We start from the raw sequence: 25,937 nt of genomic DNA, 5'->3' as shown, positions 1-25,937 counted from the left end.
TAGGGGCCATGGACAACACCCACCTTGACACCCCCGGTGCGGACCGCATGGAATCCGCGCCGCTCACCCGTGCCGTGCTGGACATCGACTCCTACGCGGCCGGCCTCGGCTGGGACCTGCCGGCCCGGCTGTTCGCACTGGTCGACACCGTCCGGCTGCGGGAGGAGCAGCCCGAACTGGCGGACCGCCTCGACCCGGAGGGCGGCGCCGGTCCCGGCGCCCCGGAGCCCGCCTACACCCCGGTGGAGCAGGACGAGCTGCCGCCGGATGTGCCGCTGGACGAGTTCCTGGCCACCATCGCCTGGCCGGAGGCGGTGGACGGCTGCGCACTCTCCCTGGAACGGGTGATGCTGCCGCCCTCGGCCGAGGCCGATGTGCCGGAGGAACTGCGCGGCGAGGAGAACGCCGAGGCGCTGGGCGCCTGGGTCGCCGAGCACCCGGAGCGGCAGGAGGTGAGGATGACGGTCGGGGTGCTGCGCTCCGGTGCCCGGGAGGCCGCCATCCGGCTGCGCGCCAAGGACACCGACGAGGACGTGCTCACCGGCCGGGATCTGGTTCCGGGGCTGGCCGAGGCGCTGGCCGCCACCTTCGAGGACTGAGCGGCGGGGCGGCGCGCGGACGGCGGCGCGCCGCCCCCGCCGGGGGCCGGATGATCGCGACGGGCCGGGGACGGCCGGGCTAGTCGCAGCGCGGCAGGGCGTCCAGGTCGCCGCCGCGGATGCTCTCCAGCGCCGCCAGGGCGTCGTCCAGGGTCTCGACCTTCACCAGGGTCAGCCCGCCGGGCGGGTCGGCGGCGGCCGAGAGACAGTTGCCGGCCGGGGTGAGGAAGTACTCGGCGCCCTTGTCGCGGGCGGCGATGGTCTTCATCGTCACGCCGCCGATCGGGCCGATGGTGCCGTCCTCGTCGATGGTGCCGGTACCGGCGACGAAGGTGCCGCCGGTCAGGTCCTCCTCGGTGAGCTTGTCGATCAGGCCCAGGGCGAACATCAGCCCGGCGCTGGGGCCGCCGACATCGGCGAGCTCAATGTCGATCTCGAAGGGGAAGACATAGCCGAGTCCCACCTGGACACCGATCAGCGCCCGGCCGTCGTCCTCGGCCGGCTCGGTGGTGATGGTGACGTCCAGCCGCTCCCGCCCCCCGTCCCGGGCATCCCCGGTGTCTTCGGCGTCCTCGGGTTCCCGCTCCACGGTGAGGACCACCTCCTCACCGGCCCGGTGGGCGGTGACCAGTTCGGCGACCTGCTCCTGCTCGGTCACCTTGGTGCCGTCCACCGCCACGATCACATCGCCCGCGTGCAGCCTGCCCTCCGCCGGGCCGCCGTCCACCACCGCCGAGACAATGATCTCGGTCTCCAGCTCGTAGCCCAGCTCGCGCAGCGCCGCGACCTTGGCGGTCTCCTGCGAGCGGCTGAATTCCTCGGCGTTCTGCTGCTCGACCTCGTCGGCCGAGCGCTCGTCCGGGTAGAGCGTCTCGTGCGGGATGACCGCGGCGTCGTACGACAGCCAGCCCATCACGGCCTCCGCCAGGCTCATCCGGTAGTTCACGCCGGTGACCCGGACCGTCGTCATGTTCAGATGGCCCGAGGTCTCGTGGGTCTGCTCGCCCTCGATGCTGAGCACCGGGGAGCCGCGGTAGTCGCCCAGGGTGTTGACCGTCGGCCCCGGGGACATCTCCGCATAGGGCACCCGGATCAGCACCGCCGCGAACAGGAGTCCTATGAGCAGCAGTCCGGAGGTCAGCAGGCTGGCTGAGCGGCGCGACATGGCGTCGACAGTACGGGATGGGGTGCTCAGCCGTCCGCCCGGGCGGCGCCCCGCATTCCGGGGGAGGTCTCCCGCCGCTCCATGGCGGCGCGGAAGGCTTCGTAGCCGCGCACCCCGGCGGAGTCGTTGACCCCCTTGGTACCGGAGTGGCGGCGGGTCGCCCAGGCACTCCAGACACCCGCCAGCACGGCCCCCGTCAACGGAATCAGCAACCACAACAGCGCAGCCATAGCCACTCCTTCCGTCAGGCACGCACAACGCTCCGACAGGGGAACGAGTTACGCAACCGGAGTGGTTCCGCCCCCGCCCGCCGAAATCACCCGATTCCCCCCACCGGCTGCCCACGGGCGCCGGCCCTCCCCCGGCCCGTGGCCGGTCCGGGAGGTGCCCCCGCCCGTCCCGTGGCCGGTCCGGGAGGTGCCCCCGCCCGGCCCGTGGCCGGTCCGGGAGGTACCCCCGCCCGTCCCGTCCGCCCCGGGGCGCCGGTTACCCGCAGGCGCCGACCCACTCCTCGGTGCCGTCCTCGAAGGTCTGGTGTTTCCAGATGGGAACGGAGTGCTTCAGGGAGTCGATCAGGCTGCGGCAGGCGGCGAACGCCTCGCCGCGGTGCGGGCAGGAGACGGCGACCACCACGGCCAGATCCCCCACCTTCAGCTCCCCGACCCGGTGCACCGCGGCCAGGGCCCGCACCGGGTACTCGCCGCCGACCGCCTCGGCGACCCGGCGCAGCTCCGCCTCGGCGGTCGGATGCGCCGAATAGGCCAGTGAAGTGACCGCCGCCCCCCGCCGGTGCCCGTCGTGATCACGGACCGTGCCGACGAAGAGGGCGGTGCCGCCGGCGGTGTCGTCCCCCACCGCGGCGAAGACCTCGTCGACGGAGAGCGGGGTCTCCCGGATGGCCAGCAAACGGATGGGCGTCTCGCCCTTCGTGCCCTGCATGCCCCCCATGCTCCCTCATCCCACCGACAACCCCGAACCGCGCCCCCCGCGGGCCCGGCGGGGCCTAGCGGCGGCGCCGGCGGGCGCGCCGCACCAGCGCGGCGGTGCCGACCAGGGCCACCGTGGCGCCGGCCGCGCCCAGCGTGGTGGCCGCGTCCTTGCGGCCCAGCCGCCGCCCGGCCACGGTGTGCCGCCCCGCGGTCTGGGCCAGCAGCGCGCTCAGCGCCTCCTCGTTGCTCCAGCGCGGACGCCAGCCCGCCTCGTGCAGCCGGCTGCCGCTCACCACCCACGGGTGCATGGTGTACGCCAGGTCACCGGCCGGGGAGGGGGTCAGGCCCAGCCGGTGCAGCCGGGCCGCCGCGCCCAGCGCCACGGCCGCGGGCAGCTCCATCCGGCGGATGCCGGACAGCTCCTCCACCTCCTCCTGTTCCAGCCAGCCGTCGCAGCCCACCGCGGCCGGGCCGTCCAGCCGCCCCAGCACCGCGTGCTCCAGCGCCGAGACCAGGTCCTCCACATGGCAGAACTGCCAGCGCGGCCGGGAGCCGGCCACCACCAGCAGCCGCGGCGACTCGAAGTAGCGGGTCATGGCGGTGTCCGCGCCGCCGCCCACCAGCACCGCCGGGCGCAGCACCCCGACCTGGAGGCCGGGGTGGGCGCGCGGCGCGCGCTCGGCCAGCCGCTCGATCTCCAGCAGATCCCCGACGCAGCTCGCCTCGGCGGTGGCGCGCAGCTCGGCGTCCTCGGACAGCGGCACGTCGTTGTCCGGCAGCGCGCCGTAGACCATGGCCGAGGTGCACAGCACCACCCGGCGCACCCCGGCCGCCGCGGCGGCGGTGAGCACCGTCTGGGTGCCGCGCACGTTGTAGGCGCTGCGGGCGGCCGGATCGGCCTCCAGGCTGAGGTCCAGCGCGAGGTGGACCACCACGTCCACCGGGCGGCCGTCCCCGCGCAGCCGGTCGGCCAGCGCCGGATCGCGGATGTCCAGGGTGTGCCACTCCACGCCGTCGGTCTCGCCGAGCCGCTCGTCCAGCGCCAGCACCCGCCGCACGTCCGGGAGGTCCTTCAGGCGTTCGGTGAACAGCGCGCCGATGCCGCCGGCGGCACCGGTGACGGCGACGGTCAGCGGGGCCGCGGCGCCGTTTCGCGCTGCGCGAACGGGGCTCTCGGGGGAACTCACAGGACCTCTCCAGTGGTTGTTCCGGGTACAGCGGATCATGGCGTACACCTGGCGTACACCATGGGCGACGCCATGGAGGAAGCGATGACGGGCCCGGACCATCCTGCCCGAGAGTGTCTAGGCTGGAGGTCCAAGGCCCGGGAACGCGGCGTTCCGGCCCCTGGCCGGAGCAGTGCGGCCGGGGCGGCGGCGGGTGAGCGAGGCGCCGCCGGACGGCGGCGTACCGTGTCGTCCACCGCTGCTCGTCCGGAGGTGTCCGCGGTCCCGCCGGGCCGCCCGGCACCCGTGGAGTACGGCCCGCCCGGACCGTCCGCCCGCGTCCCGCCCGGTTCAACCGCTTCCACACGTCGACGACACAGATCCGAGGATTCCCGTGAGTGAGACACCGTTCGGATTCGGCCTCCCGGAGGAACCGGAAGACGGTGAATCCGGCAAGAAGAAGGGCGAGGGCGGCCCCGATCCGTCCCAGAATCCGCTGGGCGCGCTGTTCGGCCCCTTCGGCCCGGGCGGCGCCGCCGGCGCACTCGGCTTCAACCCGCAGGACCTGGGCGCGGCCTTCCAGCAGCTCGGGCAGATGCTCTCGCACGAGGGCGGCCCGGTGAACTGGGAGCTGGCCCGCAACATCGCCCGGCAGACGGTGGCGCAGGGCGCGCCGGGCGGCAGCCGCGACGCCAGCGTCACCGGCCCGGAACGCACCCAGGTGGCGGAGGCGCTGCGGCTGGCCGACCACTGGCTGGACGAGGCCACCTCGCTGCCCTCGGGCGTGCGCACGGCGGTGGCCTGGAGCCGCGCCGAGTGGGTGGAGGCCACCCTGCCGGTCTGGCAGCAGCTGGTGGACCCGATCGCCGAGCGGGTGGGCGGGGCCATGGGCGAGATCGTGCCCGAGGAGATGCGGGCCATGGCCGGCCCGCTGCTCGGGGTGATGCGGTCGATGGGCGGCGCCATGTTCGGCACCCAGATCGGGCAGGCGGTGGGCGCCCTGGCCGGGGAGGTGGTGGGCTCGGCGGACGTCGGGCTGCCGCTGGGCCCGCCCGGACAGGCGGCGCTGCTGCCGGTGAACATGGCCGCGCTGGGCGAGGGGCTGGGCGTGCCGGCCGAGGACGTGCGGCTCTATCTGGCGCTGCGGGAGGCCGCCCACCAGCGGCTGTTCGAGCATGTGCCGTGGCTGCGCGGCCATCTGCTGGGGGCCGTGGCGGCCTATGCCCGGGGCATCCAGGTGGACACCGCCAAGCTGGAGGATCTGGTCGGCCAGCTCGACCCCAGCCGGCCGGAGGAGCTTCAGGAAAAGCTTCAGCAGGGCATGTTCCGGCCCGGCGAGACAGCGGAGCAGAAGGCCGCCATGGCCCGGCTGGAGACGGCGCTGGCGCTGGTCGAGGGCTGGGTGGACACGGTGGTGAACGCCGCCGCCGGCTCCCGGCTGCCGTCCGCGGCGGCGCTGCGCGAGACGCTGCGCCGGCGGCGGGCCTCGGGCGGGCCGGCGGAGCAGACCCTGGCGGCGCTGATCGGGCTGGAGCTGCGGCCCCGTCGGCTGCGGGACGCGGCCCGGCTGTGGGCGTCGCTCACCGATGCGCGCGGCGCGGAGGGCCGGGACGCGGTGTGGTCCCACCCGGACATGCTGCCCGGCCCGGAGGACCTGGACGATCCGGACGGCTTCGTGCACCGCGAGCATCCCGACTTCGCGGAGCTGGACCGCATCCTGGGCGCCGCCGCCGGCGGCGGGGACAAGCACACCGGAAAGGACACCGGAGAGGACACCGGAAAGGACGCCGGAGAGGACACCGGAAAGGACGCCGGGCAGGCGGACCGGGAGAAGCCGGAAGGACCCGAGGGGCCCGCCGCGGGCGGAGACGGCCGCCCCGCGTGAGGGAGCACCGCACCGGGAATCCGGACGCCGCCCCGGGGACGGCGGGCGCGGCAGGCGCGGCGGGGTCGGCGTTGCACCGGGACGCGGACCGGGTGCTGGCCGCCTGGTCCCCGCCGCCGTCCGGCGAAGGGCAGGAGGCGCTGCGCGCCGCCTACCGCGATCATCTGGCCGCCCACCCGGACGGCGTCTGGCGCGAGTGCCGGGCCGGGCACCTCACGGCCAGCGCGCTGGTGATCGACCCGGCGCGGGAGCGGGTGCTGCTCACCCTGCACGGCAAGCTGCACAAGTGGCTCCAGATGGGCGGCCACTGCGAGCGGGAGGACACCACGCTGGCCTCGGCGGCGCTGCGCGAGGCCGGCGAGGAGTCCGGGATCGCCGGGCTGCGGCTGCTGCCCGGCGGCCCGGTGGCCCTGGACCGGCACCGCACCCCCTGCGCCTGGCATCTGGATGTGCAGTACGCGGTGCTGGCGCCGCGGGACGCGGTGGAGCGGATCAGCGAGGAGTCGCTGGCGCTGCGCTGGTTCGGCTACCGGGAGGCCGGGGAGGTCGCGGACGGCTCGGTGCGGCGGCTGATCGCCGCCGCCCGCGCCCGGCTGTGAGCCCGGGTCCGCGCTACTCGCCGCGCTGCTGCTCGGCGCGGGCACCGGGCACATACGGCAGGCGTTCGGCGGCCACCACGCCCTCCAGGAAGCCGCGGGCCCGTTCGGTGCGCGGATAGCACTCCAGCAGCCGCCAGAAGCCGGGGCCGTGCCCGGGCACCAGCAGATGGGCGAGCTCGTGCAGCAGCACATAGTCCAGGACGTACTCGGGCATGCCCTGAAGCCGGTGGGAGAGCCGGATGCTGCCGGCGGCCGGGGTGCAGGAGCCCCAGCGGGCGTCCTGATTGGTCACCCAGCGGACGCTCGCCGGGCGGGCCCGACCCCGCAGATAGCGCCGGGAGAGTTCCGCGGCGCGCTCGGCCAGCGCGTCGTCGTCCAGAAAGCGGCGGCTCTCCTGGGCGGCCAGTTTGTCCAGCATCACGGAGACCCAGCGGGCCTCCTCGTCCGCCGACATCCGGGCGGGAATGAGGACGATGGTGCGATTGCCGTCCCGGTAGGCGGAGACGGTGCGCCGGCGGCGGGCGCTGCGCCGCACCTCCACCGGGCCGCAGACCTTGCCGGTGCCCGCTTTGCCGGGGCGGCTTCCGTCCACCCGGGGCCCGCCCGCCGTGGTGAGGTGCTGTGGCGGGCCGGTGCTGTTCAGCGGGTCGGCGGGCACGTACCGAAGTTACCCCTTGCCCGGGCGAAAAGTCCTGCTCCTCGACCACATGGGCACGGAACCGCTCCCACCCGGGCAGCATGAAACCGACAAGCGCGAGCAGTTGCGGAAAACAGCAGACAAGCGGCTCTCCGGACATTCCCGGCGGATCACCCGCCGGGATCACCGGAGCGCCGGAGGGCGGGGGCGCCGGGCTTGATCCGCCCGGCGCCCCCGCCGCGCCGCTTACTGCATGACCGCCAGCGCCAGGGCCCGGCGGGCCCGGCGGGAGGCGCGTTCGGCACGCCGCTGCAGGCGGCGCGAGCGGCGCTCCAGGCGCGCCGCCAGACTCAACTGGTAGGCGAGTCGTTGGGATTCGGCTTCCCTGGCTCGCTCCGCCATCCGGGAGCGAGCCATGGCTTCTGGCATGAGTACCATCTTGCGGACCTCGTTCTGCGTGTGGCGCGCCTCGGGCGCGTCGGGGAAAGTGCTCATCGGTGTGGCGGCGGGGTCGGTGGCGGTTCTGGCTGCCGTGGCTGTCCTGGCCGTGCCGGTTCTCCGTGTGACCGGGCCGTGCGGTGCCGGCCGGCCGATCGTCCCGACGTTCATGCCGTGACCGGGTTCTTGCGAGGACGGCCACGCGGACGCTTGCGGGGCACCACAACGCCCTGGACGAACAGTTCGCCGCCCCAGACGCCCCACGGCTCACGCCGCTCCTTGGCGCCCGCGAGGCACGGCTCGCGCAGCGGGCAGGTCTGGCAGAGGGACTTGGCGTACTCGACGTCCTCGGGGGACTCGGCGAAGAACACCTCGGGGTCGTAGGAACGGCAGGGCACGCCGGTGTCGAGGCGGTCGATGGCCTCGTCGAGCTCGTTGAGCGTGAAGGACACGGAAGTCTCCGGATCAGGTGGTGAGTTCAGGTCGGGCGATGAGGGCGTGGATGCGAGTCGCACGGTGGTGAGTCCTCGTCTCGTCGTGTCGGTCGTTTCGGTGTCGGTAGCCCTTGCCCCGGCGGTTTCTCCGGGTCCCGGGCGTACCGGGAAAACCGAAGGGCCGCGGATCCCGATGGGGTTCCGCGGCCCTGGAAGGTGCCGACCTGATCGCCTGATCAGGCTGGATCACTCCAGGGATTGAGCCCGCGGAGGGCCCACATCGAAGCGAGCTGCGTCTTCTGCCGTCCAAAGAGCTGGCTGCCGGCACCATGGGCCACGGCGGCGTCATAGCCGACGGCATCCGCCGCCATCACCGCTGCTACCGCAGGTGCCTGGGCCGGTCGTGCGGCGATCCGCTCGACGATGCGCTCACGCACCGGGGCGACGGAACGACGCACGGCAACGCCCTCGGACACACCGAGACCGGTGGCAAGGCGAGCGCCGGGCAGGCAGGACGAAAGCACTCCATGGCCGTCGGCCAGTTTCGGCTGCGCCTGCACGGTGATGTTCGTCAGGTTGGACACGGGGCTCGCCTCCTCTCGGCGACTCGGTGACCTTGCTCCGGCACTTCGGCCCGGGGGTCAGGAAGTTGCGCACTTCAGTACAGCACGGCTGGGGAGGAAGGGGAACCCTGCCCCCGGCCGTGGGCAGCACGCTATGCGCATCTCCGTCGTGCGCGCAAACTATTTACCGGGGAATTTTCCGGAGCGCCGGCCACCGGTTCCGGACCGCTCAGCCGGCGGCCTCGGGCGGGACACCTTCCGGCTCCTCCCAGAAACCGTCGAAGGGATCGGGCTCCGGGCCCGCCCCGGCCGGAGATTCCGGCCCGCCGTCCCGGCCGGGCTCCGGGCCGGCGGCGGTGCCGTCCCCCGCCGCGGCCTTCTCCCCGTCACCGGCGGGGAGTTCCCGGCCGGCGCACAGGGCCAGCACCTCCTCGCCGAACTGGCGCAGCTTGTGCGGACCCACACCGGGAATGCGGGCCAGCTCCTCGGTGGCGGAGGGCACGTCCTCGGCGATCGCGGTCAGCGTGACATCGGTGAAGACCGCGTAGGCCGGCCGGCCCAGCTCCCGGGCGCGCTCCAGCCGCCAGCCGCGCAGCCGCTCGTACAGCTCCTCGTCCATGGTGGCGGGGCAGTCCGCGCAGCGGCGCAGCTTGATCCCGGCCGCCTCGGTCAGGCTGCTGCCGCACACCCGGCACCGCGCCGGTTCCCGCTGCCGCCGGCGGCCGGAGGCCGGGCCGCTCCCCCGCTCGATCCCGCCGCCGCCTCCCGGCCCGCGGCCCCGCGCGGCGCCCGAGCCGGGCCGCAGCCCGTCCAGGAACCGGCTGGGGCGGCGGCTCGCCCGGCCGCCCGGGGAGCGGGCCAGCGCCCAGGAGAGCGTCAGATACTTCCGGGCCCGGGTGACGCCGACATAGAGCAGCCGGCGCTCCTCCTCGATCTGCTCCGGGGTCCTGGCGTGGGTGATGGGCAGCATCCCGTCGGTCAGCCCGACCAGGAAGACCGCGTCCCACTCCAGGCCCTTGGCGGCGTGCAGGGAGGCCAGCGTGACGCCGTCCACCGCCGGGGCGTGCTGCACCCGGGCGCGCTCCTCCAGCTCGGCGTGGAACTCCGCCAGACCGGCCTCCGGCCGGGCGGCGGCGAAGTCCTCGGCGAGCCGCACCAGGGCGCGCAGCGACTCCCAGCGGTCCCGCACCGCGCCGGTGCCGGACGGCGGCTGCGGGGTCCAGCCCTGGGTGCCCAGCACCGCGCCCACCTGCTCCGGCAGGGTCACGGCACCCTCCAGGGCGGCGTCATTGGCGCCGCCGGCCCGGGCGGCGCCGCGCAGCGCCAGCCCGGCCTGCCGGACCTCGGCCCGGTCGAAGAACCTCTCCGCGCCCTTCATCTGATAGGGCACCCCGGCGTCGGCCAGCGCCTGCTCATAGATTCCGGACTGGGCGTTGACCCGGTAGAGGATGGCGATCTGGCCGGCCGGGGTGCCGGCCCGGACCAGGTCGCGCACGGCGGCGGCGGTGGCCTCGGCCTCGGCCGGTTCGTCCCGGTGCTCGGTGAAGACCGGCTCCGGACCGGGCGGGCGCTGGGAGACCAGCTCCAGCCGGTGCTCCGCGGCCCGCCCCCCGGCCTGCGCCAGCAGCCCGTTGGCGAGCCGCACCACCTGCGGGGTGGAGCGGTAGTCCCGGACCAGCTTGACCACCGTGGCGCCGGGGTGGCGGGTGCGGAAGTCGAGCAGGAAGTCCGGGGTGGCGCCGGTGAAGGAGTAGATCGTCTGGCCGGCGTCCCCCACCACGCAGAGCGAATCCCGCTCCCCGAGCCACAGCTCCAGCAGCCGCTGCTGGAGCGGGCTGACGTCCTGGTACTCGTCCACCACGAAGTGCCGGTACTGGCGGCGGACGGTGTCCGCGATGTCCGGCCGGTCCTGGAGGATGCCGACGGTGAGCAGCAGCACGTCCTCGAAGTCCATGGCGTCGCGGTCCCGCTTGAGCTGCTCGTAGGCGGCGTAGACGCGGGCCGTCTCGGCCGGGTCGCGGGGCGCCTCGCGGCCCGCCTTCACCAGGGCGGCCGGGTAGTCCTCCGGCACCGTCTGGGTCAGCTTGGCCCATTCGATCTCGCCGGTGACATCGCGCAGCTCGGGACGGTCCAGCCGGATGCGGCTGCGCGCCGCGGCCTCCGCCACCAGCTGCACCTTGCGCTCCAGCACCCGGGGCGGCTCACCGCCGACCGCCCGGGGCCAGAAGAACTGGAGCTGGCGCAGGGCCGCGGAGTGGAAGGTACGGGCCTGGACGCCCTCCGCGCCCAGGGCACGCAGCCGGCCGCGCATCTCCCCGGCGGCCCGGTTGGTGAAGGTGACGGCGAGCACACCGGCGGGCGGCAGCACCCCGCTGCGCACGCCGTAGGCGATGCGGTGGGTGATCGCCCTGGTCTTGCCGGTGCCGGCGCCGGCCAGCACACAGACCGGGCCGCGCAGCGTGGTGGCGACCTCGCGCTGCTCGGGGTCGAGCCCTTCGAGCACCGCGTCGGCGCCGGTGTCGGCGGGACGGAATCCGGAAGGAGGTGGCGCTGGTGCTGTCACCCGCCCCATGCTGCCACCTTCCGCGGACACCCCGGGCTCCGTTGTCCACACCCCGCAGACGATTGTCATACCGCGCCCGGCCCGGGACACTGCGGGAACACCGGCCGGGAATGGTCACGGCATCACCGGCGTTCCCGGGGAGGCACCCCGAGCCCGCCATGGGCACGGGGTGCGGGCGGCATGATCGCTTGCCGGATCGTCCGCCGGACCACCGCCGACCGACACGGAAGGGACGTCGAGGCCATGCAGGGCACGGTGACGATGTACAGCACCTCGTGGTGCGGTTACTGCCGACGGCTGAAGGGCCAGCTCGACCGGGAGGGAATCCTCTACAACGAGGTCAATATCGAGGAGAACCCGGACGCCGCCGCCCTGGTCGAAAAGGCCAACAACGGCAACCAGACCGTGCCCACGCTGATCTTCGCCGACGGCAGCACGCTCACCAACCCGAGCGTCGCCCAGGTCAAGGCCAAGCTCACCGCCTGACCCCGGCTCCGCGTCGCTCCCGGGCTCAGCCCGGGTCGCGGACGGCCGTGGGCAGGGGCTTGCCGTACCAGAGCTCCAGGAGGTGGGAGGCGATCGAGATCCGGTACGGGGGCAGGATCTCGCCGGACTCGATCGCGGCCCGCAGCTCCTCCCGGGAGAACCAGCGGGCCTGCTCGATCTCGTCGCCGTCGATATGCGGCTCGGGAGAGCCGGCGGTGCGGCAGAAGAAGCCCAGCATGAGCGAGGACGGGAACGGCCAGGGCTGGCTGGCCTGGTACTCGACGCCGGTGACCGGGATGCCGGCCTCCTCGGCGACCTCGCGGACCACGGCCTCCTCTATGGACTCCCCCGGTTCGACAAAGCCGGCCAGGGTGGACCAGCGGCCCGGCGGCCAGTGCACCTGGCGCCCCAGCAGCGCCCGGTCCTCGGCGTCCGTCACCAGCATGATCACGGCCGGGTCGGTGCGCGGATAGTGCTCGGCGCCGCAGGCCGGGCAGCGGCGGATGTGGCCCGCCGCGGCGATCACCGTGCGCTCGCCGCAGCGCGAGCAGAACCGGTGCATGCGCTGCCAGTTCTCCAGCGCCACGGCGTGCACCAGCAGCTCCTGGTCCCGCTCGTCGAGCAGGGCCGCGGCCTCGCGCAGCCCGGCCGGGCGGGCGGTGTCGTCCATCCGCCCCGGCAGGCTGTCCTTCTGCAGGGCGAAATAGCGCACGCCGTCGGCGTCCTCGCCCAGGAAATAGCGGTGCGCCTCGGTCAGCGGGGCGTCGAAGGACGGGGTCATCACCAGCTCGGTGCGCCCGTCGGGTTTGCCCTCGACCAGCGCCTGGCCGCCGGAGACCACGAACACCCGGGTGGTCGGGTGGCTCCAGGCGGCGGCCAGCCACACCTCGTCCAGGCGGCGGCCGGAGCAGCGGTCGATCCCCCCGTTGCCGGTCAGCAGGACCGGCCGGACGGCATTGTCCGAGTGCGTACCCATACCGGCAAGCCTAACCGGGCGCGTTCAGGGACCAGGACGTGTCCCCTTGCAGGATGCGCTCCAGGCCGGTGCGGTCCGGCAGGGCGTAGGGGCGGACCAGCTCGCCGGTGCGGACATAGAGGAACGCCGCGGAGATCTGGTTCACCGGCACATTGCGCCGCTCGGACCAGGCGACCCGGTAGATGGCCAGCTGGAGCGGGTCGGCGTTCTGGTCCCGGCCGGTCTTCCAGTCGATGATCTCGTAGCGGTCCCCGTCCCGGTAGACGGCGTCCATCCGGCCGCGGATGGTGTGCCCGGCGATCCGGAGCTGGAACGGCACCTCCACCCGGTACGGGGTGCGGCGGGCCCAGGAGGTGCGCAGAAAGGCCTCCTTGAGCGCTTCGAGATCGCGCTCGTCCCGGACCTCCTGGTCGGTGTCGGGCTCGCCGCCCGGCTCGTCCCCGCCGGGCAGCTCCTCCAGGCCGAGCAGCGGCAGGGCCAGCTCCTCGAAGCGGGACTCCACCCAGGCGTGGAAGCGGGTGCCGCGGCGGGCGGCGGGCTGCGGCGGGCGGGGCATGGGGCGGGCCAGCTCGCGGGCCAGGCTGTCGGGGTCGGCGGCCAGCCGCTGGAGCTGGGAGGCGGAGAGCGAGACCGGCAGCTCCACCTCGCGCACCCGCTGCCGGGACCGGCGCAGCTCGGTGGCGAGCACCTCCAGGTCGCGGTCCCAGGAGGCCACGGCACGCAGCTCCTCGGGCGTCAGCCCGCCGCTGTCGTCCGCGGCCGGCGGGGCGCCGCCGGCCTCCGGGCCGGCGGCGGTCTGGTGCGGGACGGCCGGGGCGGCGGGGGCGGCCGGGGCGGCGGAGGTGGCGGGCAGGGCGCGGAGTTCGGCGAGAACGAGTTCCGCGGCCTCCCGGCGGCGGCGGGCGGCCTCCTCGTCCAGCGGCATGGGCCAGAGAAGTTCCTCCCGCTCCTCGGCGAGCACCGGGTTCTCCGCGCCCTCCGGGAGTTCCCCGGCCCAGACCTCGACCTCACCGGCGGCCGGCTCGCGCTCGCAGTACTCGCGGAGCAGATCCAGATACGGGGAGGGGGTCCGGGGCCGCTTCTGCTCCGGACCCCAGCGGTGGCCGGAGGCCAGCAGCAGGGAACGCGGACGGGTCACGGCGACATAGGCCAGGCGGAGCTCCTCCAGCGCGGTGTGGGACTTCTCCTGGTCGTGGTAGGACTCCAGGCCCTCCGGGGACCACTCGCCGATGGCGGGCCGGGTGGCGGCGTCCCCGCGCAGCGGCCCGGGCAGGGTGTGCGCGTACTTCAGCCAGGACTCCTGGATGCGGGTGGAGGGGAAGCCGCCCCGCCCCTCGTACAGCCCCGGCAGCACCACCACGTCCCACTCCAGGCCCTTGGCCCGGTGCGCGGTGAGCACCTTGACGGTGTTCTCGCCGCTGCCGGCCGCCGGCAGGGTGGAGTCCAGCCCGTTGTCGTGCTCCTCGGCCGCCCGCAGATAGGCCAGGAAGGCCGGGAGGGTGGCGTCCTGGTCGAGCGCGGTGCGGCGGCGGCCGGAGGCGAAGTCGGCGGCCACCGCGAGGAAGGCGTCCAGGGTCTCCCGGCGGCGGGCGGCCAGGGCCTGCGGCGAGGCGGACAGCTCGATGTCCAGCCCGGTGACGGCGAGCACCCGGTGCAGGGTGTCCATCAGCGGATCGCTCAGGGTGCGCCGCAGCTCCCGCAGTTCGGCGGCGAAGTGGGCGAACCGGATGCGGGCCTCGTCGGAGAACGGCAGCCCGTCGTCGGGTTCGCGGATGTCGCCCCCGGCGAAGGTGTCCAGGGCGTCGGCCAGCGAGACGGTCTCGGTGGGATCGGCACCGGCGGCGGCGTCCCGCAGCGCGTCCTGGTCCTCGTCCTCCTCCCCGGGCCCGGGGCGGCGGACCATCTCGCGGGCCCGGCGGCCCAGCATGGCCAGATCGCGCGGGCCGATGCGCCAGCGGGGCCCGCTGAGCAGCCGGACCAGGGCGGCGTTGGCGGTGGGGTCGGCCAGCACCCGGCAGACCGCCACCAGGTCGGCCACCTCCGGCAGATGCAGCAGCCCGGACAGGCCGACGATCTCGGCCGGGATGCGGCGTTCGCCGAGCACCCGCTGGATTTCCGGGAAGTCGCGGGCGGTGCGGCTGAGCACGGCGATGGAACCGGGCGGGGTGCCGGTGTCGATCAGGTGGGCGATGCTGCCGGCCAGCCAGTCGAGCTCCTCCGCGTGGGTGGAGTGCAGGGCGACGCGGATCCGGCCGTCCGTCTCCTGGCCGTCGGCCGGGCGCAGCGGGGCGGTGCCCGGGTGGTGGGTGCGCAGCGGCGCGGCCAGCCGGTTGGCCAGGGTGAGCAGCCGGCCGCCGCTGCGGCGGTTCTCGCTGAGGGTGAAGCGGGTGGCGGGGGTGCCGTCGGCGTGCGGGAAGTGGCCGGGGAAGTCGTCCAGATTGGCCACCGAGGCGCCGCGCCAGCCGTAGATGGCCTGGCAGGGATCGCCGACCGCGGTGACCGGGTGGCCGGTGCCGGAGCCGAACAGGCCGGAGAGCAGGATGCGCTGGGCCACCGAGGTGTCCTGGTACTCGTCGAGCAGGACCACGGCGTAGCGCTCGCGCAGCGCCCGGCCGGTCTCGGGGGTGTCCCGGGCCAGGCGGGCGGAGAGCGCGATCTGGTCGCCGAAGTCGAGCAGATCGCGGGAGCGCTTGCGGGCCCGGTACTCCTCGACCAGCTCCAGGAGCTGGAGCCGGCCGCGGGCGGCCTCGGCGGTGCGGGCGATCTCCTCCCGTTCCTGCTTGCGCAGCCGGCGGGGCCGCCGGCCGCCCTCGGCCGGGGGGAAGAGGGTGTCGGGGCCGGGGAGCCGCCCCGGCAGGGTCTGGTCGAACCGGCGCAGATCGGCCGGCTCCACCAGGTGTTCCGAGAGGGCGGCGTCGAGCTGGATCAGATCGCCGACCAGGTCGGGGAAGCGGCGGGGGGCGCCGGAGAGGCTGGTGGGCGCGGCGAAGGCGGCCGGGGCGGACCGCAGCACCTCGGCGGCGAGCTGGAACTGGGAGGCGTCGGCGAGCAGCTGGGAGGCCGGCTCGATGCCGATGCGCAGGCCGTGCTCGGTGAGCAGCCGCCCGGCGAAGGCGTGGTAGGTGGAGATCTCCGGTTCGCCCGGCGGGCTCTCGTCCTCACCGGCCGTCCCCCCGGCCGCCCGTTCCGCGGCGGCGGCCGGCCCGGTGTCCATCGGGTCGAGTACACCGGCCTTGTGCAGCGCCGCGGTCACCCGCTCGGCGAGCTCACCGGCCGCCTTGTTGGTGAAGGTCAGGCCCAGCACCTGCTCCGGCGCGACCTGGCCGGTGACCACCAGCCACACCACCCGGGCGGCCATCACCGTGGTCTTCCCCGAGCCGGCGCCCGCGACGATGACCTGCGGGGCGAGCGGCGCGGTGATGCAGGCGAGCTGCTCGGGGGTGAACGGGATCCCGAGCAGCTCCTTGAGCTCCTCGGGATCCCGCAGCCGGACGGACCCGGCCGCCGGCCGGCGGAAGGACGAAAGCGACACGCCGCAAGAGGCTAGTACCCCGCACCGACACCGGTCCGCCGGAGGTCACTGCTGCTGCAGGGCCTCGAAGTCGACGGATTCGTCCTCGGAGGGGGCCTTGATGTCGAACTTCTTGTTGAAGTCGGTGAAGTCGATCTGGCCGGGCTCGTCGCCGTCCTCCTTGACCATGCGGAGGATGTAGGCGTCGTCGTAGTCGGCGATGTAGGCGTTGGTGGTCTCGTCGTTCTCGACCGTGGTGAGCTTGACGGTGGCCTTGCCGTCGATCTTCTCGCCCTCGGAGACCTGCGGCTCCTTGTCGTCGCCGTCCTCGTCCAGGTCCTCCAGGAAGGCGTTGAGGTCGCACATCTCGCCCATGCCCTGCTCGGAGGGCATCCGCGCCCAGCGGTCGGCCAGCAGGTCGTTGATGGCGGCGCCGTCCCCGCCGCTCTGCTCGGACCAGAAGGCGTCGTCGGCCTGCATGTAGGCGGAGCCGTCCACCTGGATGAACCGGACCCCGGCGCCGTCGAACACGATGGTGCCGCGGCACTCGCCGTCCGTGCTCATCGAGAGGTCGATCTCCATGACGCTGCCGTCGGACTGGTTGATCTCCCCCTTCATGGTCACCGATGTCAGCGACTGCATGGATTCCCGGGCCTTGTCGATGACCTGCTCCGCGGACAGGCCGTCCAGTGCGCCGCTGTCCTCCCCGCAGGCCCGTGGTGCCGGTCAGCAGAAGGGCGGCGGTGGCGGCCGTGAGCAGGACTTTCTTGCGGGTGGCTGACATCAGTGCTTCTCCTAGGCGTGCTTTTGTCCGGCGGTGGCACCGGCCGGGGTGTGCCCCCGGATCCGATCACACGGGTCTGACACGCCGTGCACCGCCCTCCGGTTCCTCCCGTCCCCGGACCTTTGCGGAACCGTGGCCGGTCCGTCACTCCACGGTCTGACGGCCCTCGGGGTGGCCGGAGCAGGCGGTGCGGAAGGAGCAGTGGCCGCAGTGGTCGCCGGTGCGCGGCGCGAACCGCTCGTCCAGCACCCGGCCGGCCGCCTCGGCCAGCACCTCCCGGATGCGGGCCTCGCCCTCGCCCTCCAGGGGCGGCTGGCGGCGCACCGCGGGGCGGGTGTCGCCGCCGTCGCGCTGGGCGGCGCCGGCCCGCAGATAGACGAGTTCGGCGCCGCCGAGCCGGTCGGCGCTGTCCGCGGTGGCATCGGCGGTGGCGGCGACGGCGAGCTGGTAGACGGCGAGCTGCGGGTGACGGACGGCCTCCGGGCCGGTGGCGGGGGTGCGGGCGGTCTTGAAGTCGACCACGTACACCCGGCCCTCGGTGTCCCGGTCGATGCGGTCCCAGGTGCCGCGGATGCGCACCTCCACCTGCCCGGCGGGCAGGGTGATGTCGAAGCCCTCCTCGGAGGCGACGGGCAGCCGGCCGGCGTCCCGGTGCTGCACATGCCAGGCCAGGAAGCGCTCCAGCGCCGCCCGGGCGTCCTCCCGTTCCTGCCGGGACTGCCAGGGCGCCTCGAACACCAGCGAGTCCCACACCCCGTCCAGCCGGGACTGCAGCACCTCCAGGTCGGCGGGGGTGGCGCCGGAGGCCACCTCGTCGGCCAGCACATGCAGCACATTGCCGAAGGTCTGCGCGGTGCCGGGCGGCCCCTCGGCGTGCACCTCCCGGCCCAGGAACCAGCGCAGCGAGCAGACCTGGGTCAACTGCTCCAGCGCACTGCCGGTGAGCGCCACCGGCCGCTCCGGGTCGCGGACCGGCACCGGCCCGCGGGTCGGCTCGCGCAGTCCCCACCAGCGCTGCGGATGGGCGCCGGGCACCATCGGGCCGCCGTCCTCGTCGCGCAGCGCGGCCAGCTTCGCCAGCCGCCGGGCCGCCGCCCGGCGCAGGGCCGGCGACGCCTGCGGGTCCACCGTGGTGGCGCGCAGCTCGGCCACCAGGGCGGGCACGGCCAGCGGGCGGCGCGGGCGGCCGGTGATGTCCTCCGGCTCGGCGCCCAGTTCGGTGAGGAAGCGGGAGGGCTGGTCGCCGTCGTCGCCGCCGCGCACCGCGGTGACGATCAGCCGCTCCCGGGCGCGGGTGGCGGCCACGTAGAACAGCCGGCGCTCCTCGGCCAGCAGCGCGGCCGAGGACATCGGCGGGGCCAGCCCGTCCCGGCCGATGCGGTCGGCCTCCAGCAGTGAGCCGCGGCGGCGCAGGTCCGGCCACAGGCCTTCCTGCACCCCGGCCACCACCACCAGGCGCCACTGCAGTCCCTTGGACCGGTGGGCGGTCATGAGCTGCACCGAGTCCGGACGCACCGGCCGCGGGGTGCGGGTGTCGGCGGCGATGTCGTGCGATTCCAGCTCGGCGAGGAAGTTGAGCGCGCCGCGTCCGTGGCCGCGTTCCTCGGCCCGGGCGGCGGCGTCGAACAGGTCGCAGATGGCGTCCAGGTCCCGGTCGGCGTTGCGCCCGGCCGGGCCGCCGCGGTGCGCGGCGCGGGCCAGCCGGTGCGGCCAGTCGGTGCCGTCCCACAGCTCCCACAGCACGTCCTCGGCGCTGGCCCCGCCGGCCAGCCGTTCCCGGGCCTTGCGCAGCAACTGGCCCAGCTTCTGGGCGCCGGCCGCGTACGCCGGGTCGTGGGCGATCAGCCGCTCGGGCTCGGCCAGCGCGCGGGTGACCAGTTCGTCCCAGGGCGCGGGGTGGGTGTGGCCGGCGGCACGTTCCTCGGCGCGCAGCGCCCGGCCCAGGCGGCGCAGATCGGTGGCGTCCATGCCGCCCAGCGGGGAGGTGAGCAGGGCGACGGCGGTGTCGGTGGCCGGCCCCTCCGGGCGGGCCACCGCGCGCAGCGCGGTGAGCAGCGGGGCGACGGCGGGTTCGTGGCGCAGCGGCACGTCGTCGCCGTCGGTGTGCACCGGGACGCCGGCCACGGTCAGGGCGCGGCGGACGGAGGGCAGGGTGCGGTGGCCGGCCCGGACCAGCACGGCCATCTCGCCCCAGGGGATGCCATCCTCCAGATGGGCGCGGCGCAGCAGGTCGGCGATGTTGTCCAGTTCGGCGCCGGGGGTGGGGAAGGTCAGCGCGCGCACCGATCCGCCGGGCCGGGTGGGCTCCAGTGCGCGGTGGGCGCGCACGGTGTCGGCGGGCAGCCGGGGCAGCGGCATCCGGCGGGTGATCAGCCGGGTGGCGGACAGCAGTTCGGCTGCGGAGCGGCGGCAGGTGCGCAGCACCGCGACCGGGGCGGGGCGGCCGTCCCGGGTGCGGAAGGTGTCGCGGAAGCCGAGGATGCCGTTCACATCGGCGCCGCGGAAGGCGTAGACGGACTGGTCGGGGTCGCCGAAGACGGTCAGGTCGCGGCCCTCTCCGGCCAGCGCGCGCAGCAGCCGTACCTGGGCCGGGTCGGTGTCCTGGTATTCGTCCACATAGACCGCGTCGTAGGACTCGCGGATGCGGCGGGCGGTCTCCGCGGTTCCGGCGGTTGCGGCGGCTGCGGCGGCTGCGGCGGTCCCGGCGGGGTCGCCGGAACCCTCGGCGAGCCGGACCGCTCGGTGCACCAGCTCGGTGTAGTCGATCACTCCCTGCTGCTCGGTGACATCGAGGTATTCGGCGATGAAGCGGGCCGCGGCATACCAGTCGGGGCGGCCGGTGCGGTGGGCGAAGCCGCCCAGGGTGCCCGGGTCCAGGCCCAGTTCCCGGGTGCGGGCCAGCACCGCGCGCAGTTCGTCGGCCAGGCCCCGGGTGGTCAGACAGGCGCGCAGGTCGGGCGGCCAGTCGATACCGCGTCCGGCGCGCGCCAGCTCGGGCTGGCCGGCCAGCAGCTCCCGCAGGTAGAGGTCCTGTTCCGGGCCGGAGAGCAGGCGCGGCGGCTCGGCGAACAGTGAGCGGTCGGAGTGGCCGCGCAGCAGGGCGTAGCTGAAGGAGTGGAAGGTGGTGGCGCGCGGGGCGCGCTCGGCCAGCCGCTCCGTCATCCGGTCGCGCAGATCCACCGCGGCCTTGCGGCTGAAGGTGAGCACCAGGATCCGCTCAGGATCAGTCCCACGGTGGACGCGCGCGGCGACCGCCTCCACCAGAGTGGTGGTCTTGCCGGTCCCGGGGCCGGCGAGGACCAGCAGCGGCCCTCCGGGGTGCTCAACCACGCGGCGCTGATGTGCGTCCACCGTGGGGAGACCGGCGCCCCCGGCGGGCGGCCGGCGGCGCACCAGTCGGTACGCCCCGGGGTCCACGGGGCGCGGGGCGGGTTCCGCGGCTGGTATGTCGGGTGACGGGACAGAGAGGCTCACGTGCATCGCAGGTTCTCGCGGGGGCTCCCCGGTCGGGGGGAGGACGGTGCAGCCGACGGTACGCCACGGGGCGGCGGCGCCGCAGCCCGGTCCGGCGGCGGCGGGCGGGCCGGACGGGAATGCCCGGCCGGGCGTCCGGCTGGATGCCCGGGGGGAGGATGGCGGAAGCTGGTGGGTGTGAGCCGCAGTCGTCCGCATGGCGCCGGCCGGCGGCCGGAGGCAGGCCGCCGGTCAGCCGGTGTCCGCGTGTTCCGGGCCGGTCCAGCGGGCGCGCCGCAGATCGATCCGCGGGGTGCCGCCGGGGCGCAGCGGGGTGCCCTCGGTGCGGTAGTGCTCCAGGGCCTCCCGTTCGTGGCCGGGCAGCAGGGCGCCGTCCGCGCGCACCACGCGCCACCAGGGCACGGCGCCTCCGTACCGGGCCATCACGGTGCCGACCTGGCGCGGGCCGCCGGAGCGGAGCAGCGCCGCGATGTCGCCGTAGGTGGCGACCCGGCCGGGCGGGATCTGCTCGACGGCGGTCAGCACCCGGTCCGCGTAGTCGGGCAGCCGGGCGGCGGCCCGGGGGACGCCGCCGGAAGCGCCGGACCCGCCGGACCCGCCGGCACGGGCGGCGGTTTCCGCGGCGGAATCACCGGCTCCGGGCGCATGGGAGGCTGCCATGCCGACCATGGTGCCGCACCGGCCGGGCCGGCATGTCAGTATCGTCCCGGCGGTGAGCAGTGATACGGGGCGAAGAGTCGACACGACGACAAAGCGAGCGGACTGAGGCGGATCCTCACTCCGCCCCCGGGCCTGCCCCGGGGTCCGCCCCCGGCGGTGCCGACGGCCGCCGCCGGGCGGAGGACCTGCCCGGCCCCGAGGGGCCGGGCGCGAGCCCGGCGGCCGGGGAGCGGGTGCTGGGCGACGAGCCGCTGCTCGCCGCGCGGGTGCACCGCCCCGCCGATCTGATGCGGATGCTGGTCGGCCTGCTGTGCATCGCCCTGGTGCTGGCCATCGCCGCATTCGCCATCGGCACCACCAAGGGCCTGGAGGAGGACATCGGCGAGGCCGCCGAGTCCGCCCCGCCACTGCTGATCAGCTTCGCCGGGATGATCTCCAGCATCGCGGTGCTGGTGGTCCCGGTGGCCTTCGCCGTGGAGCGGCTGATCAAGCGGGACGGGCTGCGCATCGCGGACGGCGTGCTGGCCGCCGTGCTGGCGCACGGCGTCTCGCTCTCCTTCGGGCTGTGGGTCGCCCGGATGGCACCGCGCGAGGTGCAGGACGCGCTGACCACCCGGATCGCCGACGGCACCGCGACCGAGGCGGTGCACGGCTATCTGGCGCCGATCATCGCCTATATGACCGCGGTCGGCATGGCCCACCGCCCGCGCTGGCGGGTGCTGATGTGGGCGGTGCTGGTGCTGGACGCGGTCTCCGTGCTGGTGGCCGACCACACCACCCCGTTCTCCATCATCGTCACGGTGCTGATCGGCTGGACCGTGGCCTACGGCACGCTCTACGCCGTGGGCACCCCCAATGTCCGCCCCACCGGCCAGCAGCTTCTGGCCGGTCTGCGCCACGTCGGCTTCCGCCCGGTCAGCGCGATGCGCGCCGAGGAGCCGGCGGCCGGGGCCGCCCCGGCCGGCCGCCGCCAGAGCCGCGAGGAGCGGGACCGGGACCGGGAGGAGACCTCCCGCCGCTATCTGGTCACCCTGGAGTCCGGCCCCCCGCTGGACGTCATCGTGGTGGACCGCGGCCAGCAGGCCCAGGGCTTCTTCTACCGGCTGTGGCGCCGGCTGGCGCTGCGCGGCTTCCACCAGCGGCGCAGCCTCCAGTCGCTGCGCCAGGCGCTGGAGCAGGAGGCCCTGGTCTCCTACGCCGCCATCGCCGCCGGGGCCAACGCCCCCCGCCTGATCGCGGCCAACGATCTGGGCCCGGACGCGGTGATGCTGGTGTACGAGCACATCGGCGGCCGGGTGCTGGACGCGGTGCCCGAGGACGAGATCACCGACGAGCTGATGCGCGACACCTGGCGGCAGGTGCGGGCCCTGCACAACCGGCGCATCGCGCACCGCCAGCTCACCGGCGGCTCCCTGCTGCTGGACCGCTCCGGCGGGGTCCACCTCACCGACCTGGGCGGCGGCGAGATCGCGGCCGGCGAGCTGGTGCTGCGCATGGACGTGGCCCAGCTGCTCACCAGTTTTGCGCTGCGCATCGGCGCCCGGCGCTCGGTGGCCGCCGCCGTGGAGGTGCTCGGGCCGGACGCGGTGGCGGACGCCCTGCCGCTGCTCCAGCCGATCGCGCTGTCCCGCTCCACCCGGCAGACCCTGCGCCAGATGGGCCGGGAGCGGGCGCAGCGCGAGCGCCAGGCGGTGCTGGACGCCTCCCGGGCCTACCGGGAGGCCGGGGGAACCCTGCCGGAGGGCGCGGACCGCAGGAGCGTGAAGGCGGCCCGGGCGGCCGAGAAGCACGCCATGGAAGAGGCGCTGTCGCACGCCAGGGAGCCGGATCTGCTCTCCGAGATCCGCAGCGAGGTGCTGCGCATCCGGCCGCAGGCGCCGGTGGAGCCGGCCCGGCTGGAGCGGGTACGGCCGCGCACCCTGGTCAGCCTGATCGCCGGGGTGTTCGCCGCCTATGTCCTGCTGTCGCAGATCACCAATGTGAACATCACCGAGGTGGTGGCGGACGCCAACTGGGCGTGGGTGGTGGCGGCGCTGGCGTTCGCCGCGCTGACCTACTTCGCGGCGGCGCTCAGCCTGCTCGGTTTCGTCCCCGAGAAGGTGCCCTATCTGCGGACCGTGCTGGCGCAGGTGGCCGGCTCGTTCGTGAAACTGGTGGCACCGGCCGCGATCGGCGGCGTGGCGCTGAACACCCGCTATCTCCAGCGCTCGGGGGTGCGGCCCGGCCATGCGGTGGCCAGCGTGGGCGCCAACCAGCTGTTCGGCTTCGCCAGCGCCATCACCCTGCTGTTCGCCTTCGCGTACATCACCGGCACCCAGCAGGCCCCGACCCAGCTCTCGCCCTCCCCCACGGTGATCGCCGGGCTGCTGACGGTCGCGGTGGCGGTGCTGATCATCACGGCCGTGCCCGGGCTGCGGCGGTTCCTCACCGAGCGGATCAATGTGCTGTTCGCCGGGGTGGTGCCGCGCATGCTGGACGTGCTCCAGCAGCCGCGCAAGCTGCTCAGCGGGCTGGGCGGCACGGTGGCCATGACCTTCGCCTTCGTACTCTGCCTGGACGCCTCGGTGCGTGCCTTCGGCGGCGAGATGAGCCTGGCCGCGGTGGCCGTGGTCTTCCTGGCGGGCAATGCGCTGGGATCGGCGGCGCCCACCCCGGGCGGGCTGGGCGCGGTGGAGGCGGCCATGATCGCCGGTCTGGTGGCGCTGGGCCTGGACTCCAACACGGCGTATCCGGCGGTGCTGCTGTTCCGCCTGATGACCTTCTGGCTGCCGGTGCTGCCCGGCTGGGTGTTCTTCACCCAGCTGACCCGGCGCGGCAGTCTCTGAGCCCCGGCCCCGCCCGGCAAGGGCGAAGGATCGCATATGCCCACCCAAAGCGCCAGTGCCGCTTGTTTTTGCGATGCGAACGGCCGTATTGTGCCGCATATGCGCTCCTACTCCATTGGCCGTGCGGCGCGTCTGCTCGGCGTCAGCCCGGACACCGTGCGCCGCTGGACGGACGCCGGCCGGCTGCCCACCCGCCGCGACCAGACGGGCAAACGGCTGATCGAGGGCACCGACCTGGCGGCCTTCGCGGTCGCCCTGGCCAGCCTGGACGACAGCGGCATGCCGGACCCCGAGCCGTACACCAGCGCCCGCAACGCCTTCCCCGGCATCGTCACCGCGGTGCGGCTGGGCGATGTCGCGGCCCAGGTGGAGATCCAGGCCGGGCCGCACCGGCTGGTCTCGCTGCTCACCCGGGAGGCCGTGGAGGAGCTGGGCCTGGAGGTGGGCGTGGAGGCGGTCGCGCGGGTCAAGGCCACCAGCGTGCATGTGGACCGGATCGACGACGGCGCGGCCGGGCCGGGCGGCGGCGGGCGCGGCCGGGGCGGCGGTTCCGGGGGCTCCGGGGGACGGTCGTGACCGGTTCCCGGCACGCCGGGCTGCTGGGCGGGCTGGCGGCCCTGCTGTTCCTGGCACCGGCCGTGGTCACCGCCTGCGGCGGACCCGGCAGTGCGGACGACCGGGCCGACACCACCGTCACCGTGCTGGCCGCGGCCTCCCTCACCGAGGTGTTCACCAAGGCCGGCGACGTCTACGAGGAGGCGCACCCCGAGGTGGCGCTGCGGTTCTCCTTCGCCGGCTCCCAGGAGCTGGTGTCCCAGGTCAAGCAGGGGCTGCCGGCCGATCTGGTGGCCACCGCGGACGGCGCCACCATGGCCGCGCTGGCCGGCCGCACCGGCGAGGCCACGGTGCTGGCCCGGAACGAGATGACCATCGTCACCCTGCGCGGCAATCCGCACGGCATCACCGGCCTGTCCGGCCTCACCGACCCGGAGCTGTCGGTGGTGCTGGCCGCCCCCGAGGTGCCGGCCGGGGCCTACAGCCGGCAGATCCTGGACCGGGTCGGCCTGGCCGTCGAGCCGGTCTCCGAGGAGGCCAGCGTGCGCGCGGTGCTCTCCAAGGTGCTGCTGGGCGAGGCCGACGCCGGCCTGGTTTACGCCACCGACGCCCTGTCGGCCGGCGCCCGGCTGCACCGCGTGGTGATACCCGAGGAGCAGAATGTGATCACCAGTTATCCGGCCGCCGTGCTCGACGACGCGCCCGAGCGGGCGGCGGCCGAGGCGTTTCTGGCCTGGCTCGGCTCCGAGCAGGCCGGCGCCGTCTTCCTGGAGGCGGGGTTCACGCTGCCGTGACCCGGCCCGCCGCCCCGCGCCGCCGCCCCGCCCGGGCCGCCGCCCGCCGGCCGATGGCGCTGACCGCGCCCGCCGGCCTGGCGGTGCTGCTGCTGGCCGTGCCGCTGCTGGGCATCGTCACCCGCGCCCCCTGGTCCGAGCTCCCCGGGCGGCTCGGCTCGGCCGAGGTCACCCGGGCGCTCGGCCTGTCGCTGGTGGTCTCCGGCTGGGCACTGCTGCTCTCCCTGCTGCTGGGCGTGCCGCTGGCCTGGGTGCTGGCGCGTACCGCGCTGCCCGGCAAGGGCGTGCTGCGCTCGCTGGTGCTGCTGCCCATGGTGCTGCCGCCGACCGTGGCGGGCGTGGCGCTGCTCCAGGGATTCGGCCGCTCCGGGCTGCTGGGCGCGCCGCTGGAGCGGATCGGGGTGGTGCTGCCGTTCACCACCCCCGGCGCCGTGCTGGCCGCCACCTTTGTCTCGCTGCCGTTTCTGGTGATCACCCTGGAGGGCGCGCTGGCCGGGCTGGACCCCCGGTACGAGGAGGCCGCGGCCACCATGGGCGCCGGTCCGCTGCAGAGCCTGCGCCATGTGACGCTGCCCATGGTGCTGCCCTCCCTGCTCGCCGGGGCGGCCCTGACCTGGGCCCGGGCGCTCGGCGAGTTCGGCGCCACGCTCACCTTCGCGGGCAATCTGCCCGGGGTCACCCAGACCCTGCCGCTCCAGGTGTATCTGCTGCTCCAGGAGGACCCGGCCGGCGCCACCGCGGTCTCCCTGCTGCTGCTGGCGGTCGCCGCGGCCGTGCTGTTCTCGCTCCGGGGCCGCTGGCTCGGCGAGCCGGCCCCGGCCCGCCGCTGAGCCCCCCGGGCGGCGGGGCCGCTCACCCGGTCGGGCGGGTGCGGGTGCGGGGGCGGCGCGGCGG

The 25,937-nt window shown here is 74.9% G+C and carries 20 protein-coding genes and 2 pseudogenes; 8 read left to right on the top strand and 14 right to left on the bottom strand.

The features are described from left to right. The first annotated feature begins 8 nt into the window (after positions 1-8). Positions 9-599 carry a PPA1309 family protein gene (locus BM242_RS02625; protein ID WP_093836932.1) on the top strand — a complete coding sequence of 197 codons (591 nt, stop codon included), beginning with the start codon at positions 9-11 and terminating at the stop codon, positions 597-599. A gap of 79 nt (positions 600-678) precedes the next feature. On the opposite strand, the gene BM242_RS02620 is transcribed toward BM242_RS02625, so the two are convergent. The 4 genes from BM242_RS02620 to BM242_RS02605 all read right to left on the bottom strand — a co-directional run bounded on the left by BM242_RS02620 (position 679) and on the right by BM242_RS02605 (position 3,880). Beyond that, entirely contained in the window at positions 679-1,764 is a 1,086-nt protein-coding gene (locus BM242_RS02620; protein WP_093836931.1) for a YlbL family protein, read from the bottom strand. Between the two features lie 26 nt (positions 1,765-1,790). Further along, positions 1,791-1,994: a hypothetical protein gene (locus BM242_RS02615; protein WP_093836930.1), complete on the bottom strand. Its 204-nt coding sequence runs from the start codon at positions 1,992-1,994 to the stop codon at positions 1,791-1,793. A 256-nt stretch (positions 1,995-2,250) separates the two neighbouring features. Further along, positions 2,251-2,703 (bottom strand): molybdenum cofactor biosynthesis protein MoaE, encoded by a 453-nt coding sequence (locus tag BM242_RS02610; protein WP_245833757.1) that lies wholly within the window; start codon positions 2,701-2,703, stop codon positions 2,251-2,253. A 64-nt stretch (positions 2,704-2,767) separates the two neighbouring features. Next, on the bottom strand, positions 2,768-3,880 hold the full coding sequence (locus tag BM242_RS02605; RefSeq protein WP_093836928.1) for an NAD-dependent epimerase/dehydratase family protein: 1,113 nt from the start codon (positions 3,878-3,880) through the stop codon (positions 2,768-2,770). A 373-nt stretch (positions 3,881-4,253) separates the two neighbouring features. On the opposite strand from BM242_RS02605, the gene BM242_RS02600 reads away from it, so the two are divergent. Both BM242_RS02600 and BM242_RS02595 read left to right on the top strand, forming a co-directional pair. After that, positions 4,254-5,744 carry a zinc-dependent metalloprotease gene (locus tag BM242_RS02600; RefSeq protein ID WP_093836927.1) on the top strand — a complete coding sequence of 497 codons (1,491 nt, stop codon included), beginning with the start codon at positions 4,254-4,256 and terminating at the stop codon, positions 5,742-5,744. 71 nt (positions 5,745-5,815) lie between these two features. Further along, positions 5,816-6,343, top strand: coding sequence for an NUDIX hydrolase (locus BM242_RS02595; protein ID WP_093837302.1), 528 nt, complete (start codon positions 5,816-5,818; stop codon positions 6,341-6,343). Positions 6,344-6,356: 13 nt separating this feature from the next. Here the strand turns inward: BM242_RS02595 and BM242_RS02590 are convergent, their stop codons facing one another. The 5 genes from BM242_RS02590 to BM242_RS02570 all read right to left on the bottom strand — a co-directional run bounded on the left by BM242_RS02590 (position 6,357) and on the right by BM242_RS02570 (position 10,987). Beyond that, positions 6,357-7,001, bottom strand: a complete 645-nt coding sequence (locus BM242_RS02590) for a M48 metallopeptidase family protein (protein ID WP_093836926.1) — start codon at positions 6,999-7,001, stop codon at positions 6,357-6,359. Positions 7,002-7,226: 225 nt separating this feature from the next. Continuing rightward, positions 7,227-7,409: a hypothetical protein gene (locus BM242_RS29150; RefSeq protein WP_175541220.1), complete on the bottom strand. Its 183-nt coding sequence runs from the start codon at positions 7,407-7,409 to the stop codon at positions 7,227-7,229. Between the two features lie 176 nt (positions 7,410-7,585). Beyond that, positions 7,586-7,900, bottom strand: coding sequence for a WhiB family transcriptional regulator (locus BM242_RS02580; RefSeq protein ID WP_281254660.1), 315 nt, complete (start codon positions 7,898-7,900; stop codon positions 7,586-7,588). 188 nt (positions 7,901-8,088) lie between these two features. Beyond that, the gene (locus tag BM242_RS02575) at positions 8,089-8,436 is read right to left on the bottom strand and encodes a hypothetical protein (RefSeq protein ID WP_245833755.1); all 348 of its coding nucleotides are present in this window, start codon (positions 8,434-8,436) and stop codon (positions 8,089-8,091) included. Between the two features lie 208 nt (positions 8,437-8,644). Then, positions 8,645-10,987, bottom strand: a complete 2,343-nt coding sequence (locus tag BM242_RS02570) for an ATP-dependent DNA helicase UvrD2 (protein ID WP_093836923.1) — start codon at positions 10,985-10,987, stop codon at positions 8,645-8,647. 234 nt (positions 10,988-11,221) lie between these two features. Here BM242_RS02570 and BM242_RS02565 point away from each other — a divergent pair, with 234 nt between their 5' ends. Continuing rightward, positions 11,222-11,464: a mycoredoxin gene (locus tag BM242_RS02565; protein ID WP_093836922.1), complete on the top strand. Its 243-nt coding sequence runs from the start codon at positions 11,222-11,224 to the stop codon at positions 11,462-11,464. 25 nt (positions 11,465-11,489) lie between these two features. Here BM242_RS02565 and nudC read toward each other — a convergent pair whose 3' ends face one another. The 5 genes from nudC to BM242_RS02540 form a co-directional block, all read right to left on the bottom strand. Then, positions 11,490-12,440 carry an NAD(+) diphosphatase gene (gene nudC, locus BM242_RS02560; protein WP_093836921.1) on the bottom strand — a complete coding sequence of 317 codons (951 nt, stop codon included), beginning with the start codon at positions 12,438-12,440 and terminating at the stop codon, positions 11,490-11,492. 10 nt (positions 12,441-12,450) lie between these two features. Next, positions 12,451-15,972 carry an ATP-dependent helicase gene (locus BM242_RS02555; protein WP_093836920.1) on the bottom strand — a complete coding sequence of 1,174 codons (3,522 nt, stop codon included), beginning with the start codon at positions 15,970-15,972 and terminating at the stop codon, positions 12,451-12,453. 45 nt (positions 15,973-16,017) lie between these two features. Continuing rightward, a complete protein-coding gene (locus tag BM242_RS02550) occupies positions 16,018-16,593 on the bottom strand; it encodes a hypothetical protein (RefSeq protein ID WP_093836919.1) in 576 nt (191 codons plus the stop codon). A 286-nt stretch (positions 16,594-16,879) separates the two neighbouring features. Next, the gene (locus tag BM242_RS02545) at positions 16,880-20,215 is read right to left on the bottom strand and encodes an ATP-dependent helicase (RefSeq protein ID WP_093836918.1); all 3,336 of its coding nucleotides are present in this window, start codon (positions 20,213-20,215) and stop codon (positions 16,880-16,882) included. A gap of 225 nt (positions 20,216-20,440) precedes the next feature. Next, positions 20,441-20,869, bottom strand: a complete 429-nt coding sequence (locus BM242_RS02540) for an MGMT family protein (RefSeq protein ID WP_093837300.1) — start codon at positions 20,867-20,869, stop codon at positions 20,441-20,443. Positions 20,870-21,102: 233 nt separating this feature from the next. On the opposite strand from BM242_RS02540, the gene BM242_RS02535 reads away from it, so the two are divergent. The 4 genes and pseudogenes from BM242_RS02535 to BM242_RS29965 all read left to right on the top strand — a co-directional run. Next, positions 21,103-23,694, top strand: a complete 2,592-nt coding sequence (locus BM242_RS02535; RefSeq protein ID WP_425443793.1) for a flippase-like domain-containing protein — start codon at positions 21,103-21,105, stop codon at positions 23,692-23,694. A gap of 99 nt (positions 23,695-23,793) precedes the next feature. Beyond that, positions 23,794-24,189 (top strand): annotated as a pseudogene (locus BM242_RS02530) (TOBE domain-containing protein); the annotation flags it as partial. A 77-nt stretch (positions 24,190-24,266) separates the two neighbouring features. Further along, the gene (gene modA / locus BM242_RS29970) at positions 24,267-25,043 is read left to right on the top strand and encodes a molybdate ABC transporter substrate-binding protein (protein WP_093836916.1); all 777 of its coding nucleotides are present in this window, start codon (positions 24,267-24,269) and stop codon (positions 25,041-25,043) included. Further along, a pseudogene (locus BM242_RS29965) lies at positions 24,925-25,867 on the top strand (ABC transporter permease); the annotation flags it as partial. The gene modA and the pseudogene BM242_RS29965, both read left to right, overlap by 119 nt. Positions 25,868-25,937: the final 70 nt, after the last annotated feature.

The sequence above is a fragment of the Streptomyces aidingensis genome, assembly GCF_900112355.1.
Classification (GTDB): Bacteria; Actinomycetota; Actinomycetes; order Streptomycetales; family Streptomycetaceae; genus Streptomyces; species Streptomyces aidingensis.
Note: the sequence above shows the minus strand (reverse complement) of the source record. Positions and strands in the feature narration are given on the sequence as shown.

Excerpts from the sequence above, each read along its gene's own strand:
- BM242_RS02625 (WP_093836932.1), top strand. The coding sequence starts at position 9 with ATGGACAACACCCACCTTGACACCCCCGGTGCGGACCGCATGGAATCC.
- BM242_RS02620 (WP_093836931.1), bottom strand. The coding sequence starts at position 1,764 with ATGTCGCGCCGCTCAGCCAGCCTGCTGACCTCCGGACTGCTGCTCATA.
- BM242_RS02615 (WP_093836930.1), bottom strand. The coding sequence starts at position 1,994 with ATGGCTGCGCTGTTGTGGTTGCTGATTCCGTTGACGGGGGCCGTGCTG.
- BM242_RS02610 (WP_245833757.1), bottom strand. The coding sequence starts at position 2,703 with ATGCAGGGCACGAAGGGCGAGACGCCCATCCGTTTGCTGGCCATCCGG.
- BM242_RS29150 (WP_175541220.1), bottom strand. The coding sequence starts at position 7,409 with ATGCCAGAAGCCATGGCTCGCTCCCGGATGGCGGAGCGAGCCAGGGAA.
- BM242_RS02570 (WP_093836923.1), bottom strand. The coding sequence starts at position 10,987 with ATGGGGCGGGTGACAGCACCAGCGCCACCTCCTTCCGGATTCCGTCCC.
- BM242_RS02565 (WP_093836922.1), top strand. The coding sequence starts at position 11,222 with ATGCAGGGCACGGTGACGATGTACAGCACCTCGTGGTGCGGTTACTGC.
- nudC (WP_093836921.1), bottom strand. The coding sequence starts at position 12,440 with ATGGGTACGCACTCGGACAATGCCGTCCGGCCGGTCCTGCTGACCGGC.
- BM242_RS02550 (WP_093836919.1), bottom strand. The coding sequence starts at position 16,593 with ATGCAGTCGCTGACATCGGTGACCATGAAGGGGGAGATCAACCAGTCC.
- BM242_RS02545 (WP_093836918.1), bottom strand. The coding sequence starts at position 20,215 with ATGCACGTGAGCCTCTCTGTCCCGTCACCCGACATACCAGCCGCGGAA.
- BM242_RS02540 (WP_093837300.1), bottom strand. The coding sequence starts at position 20,869 with ATGGCAGCCTCCCATGCGCCCGGAGCCGGTGATTCCGCCGCGGAAACC.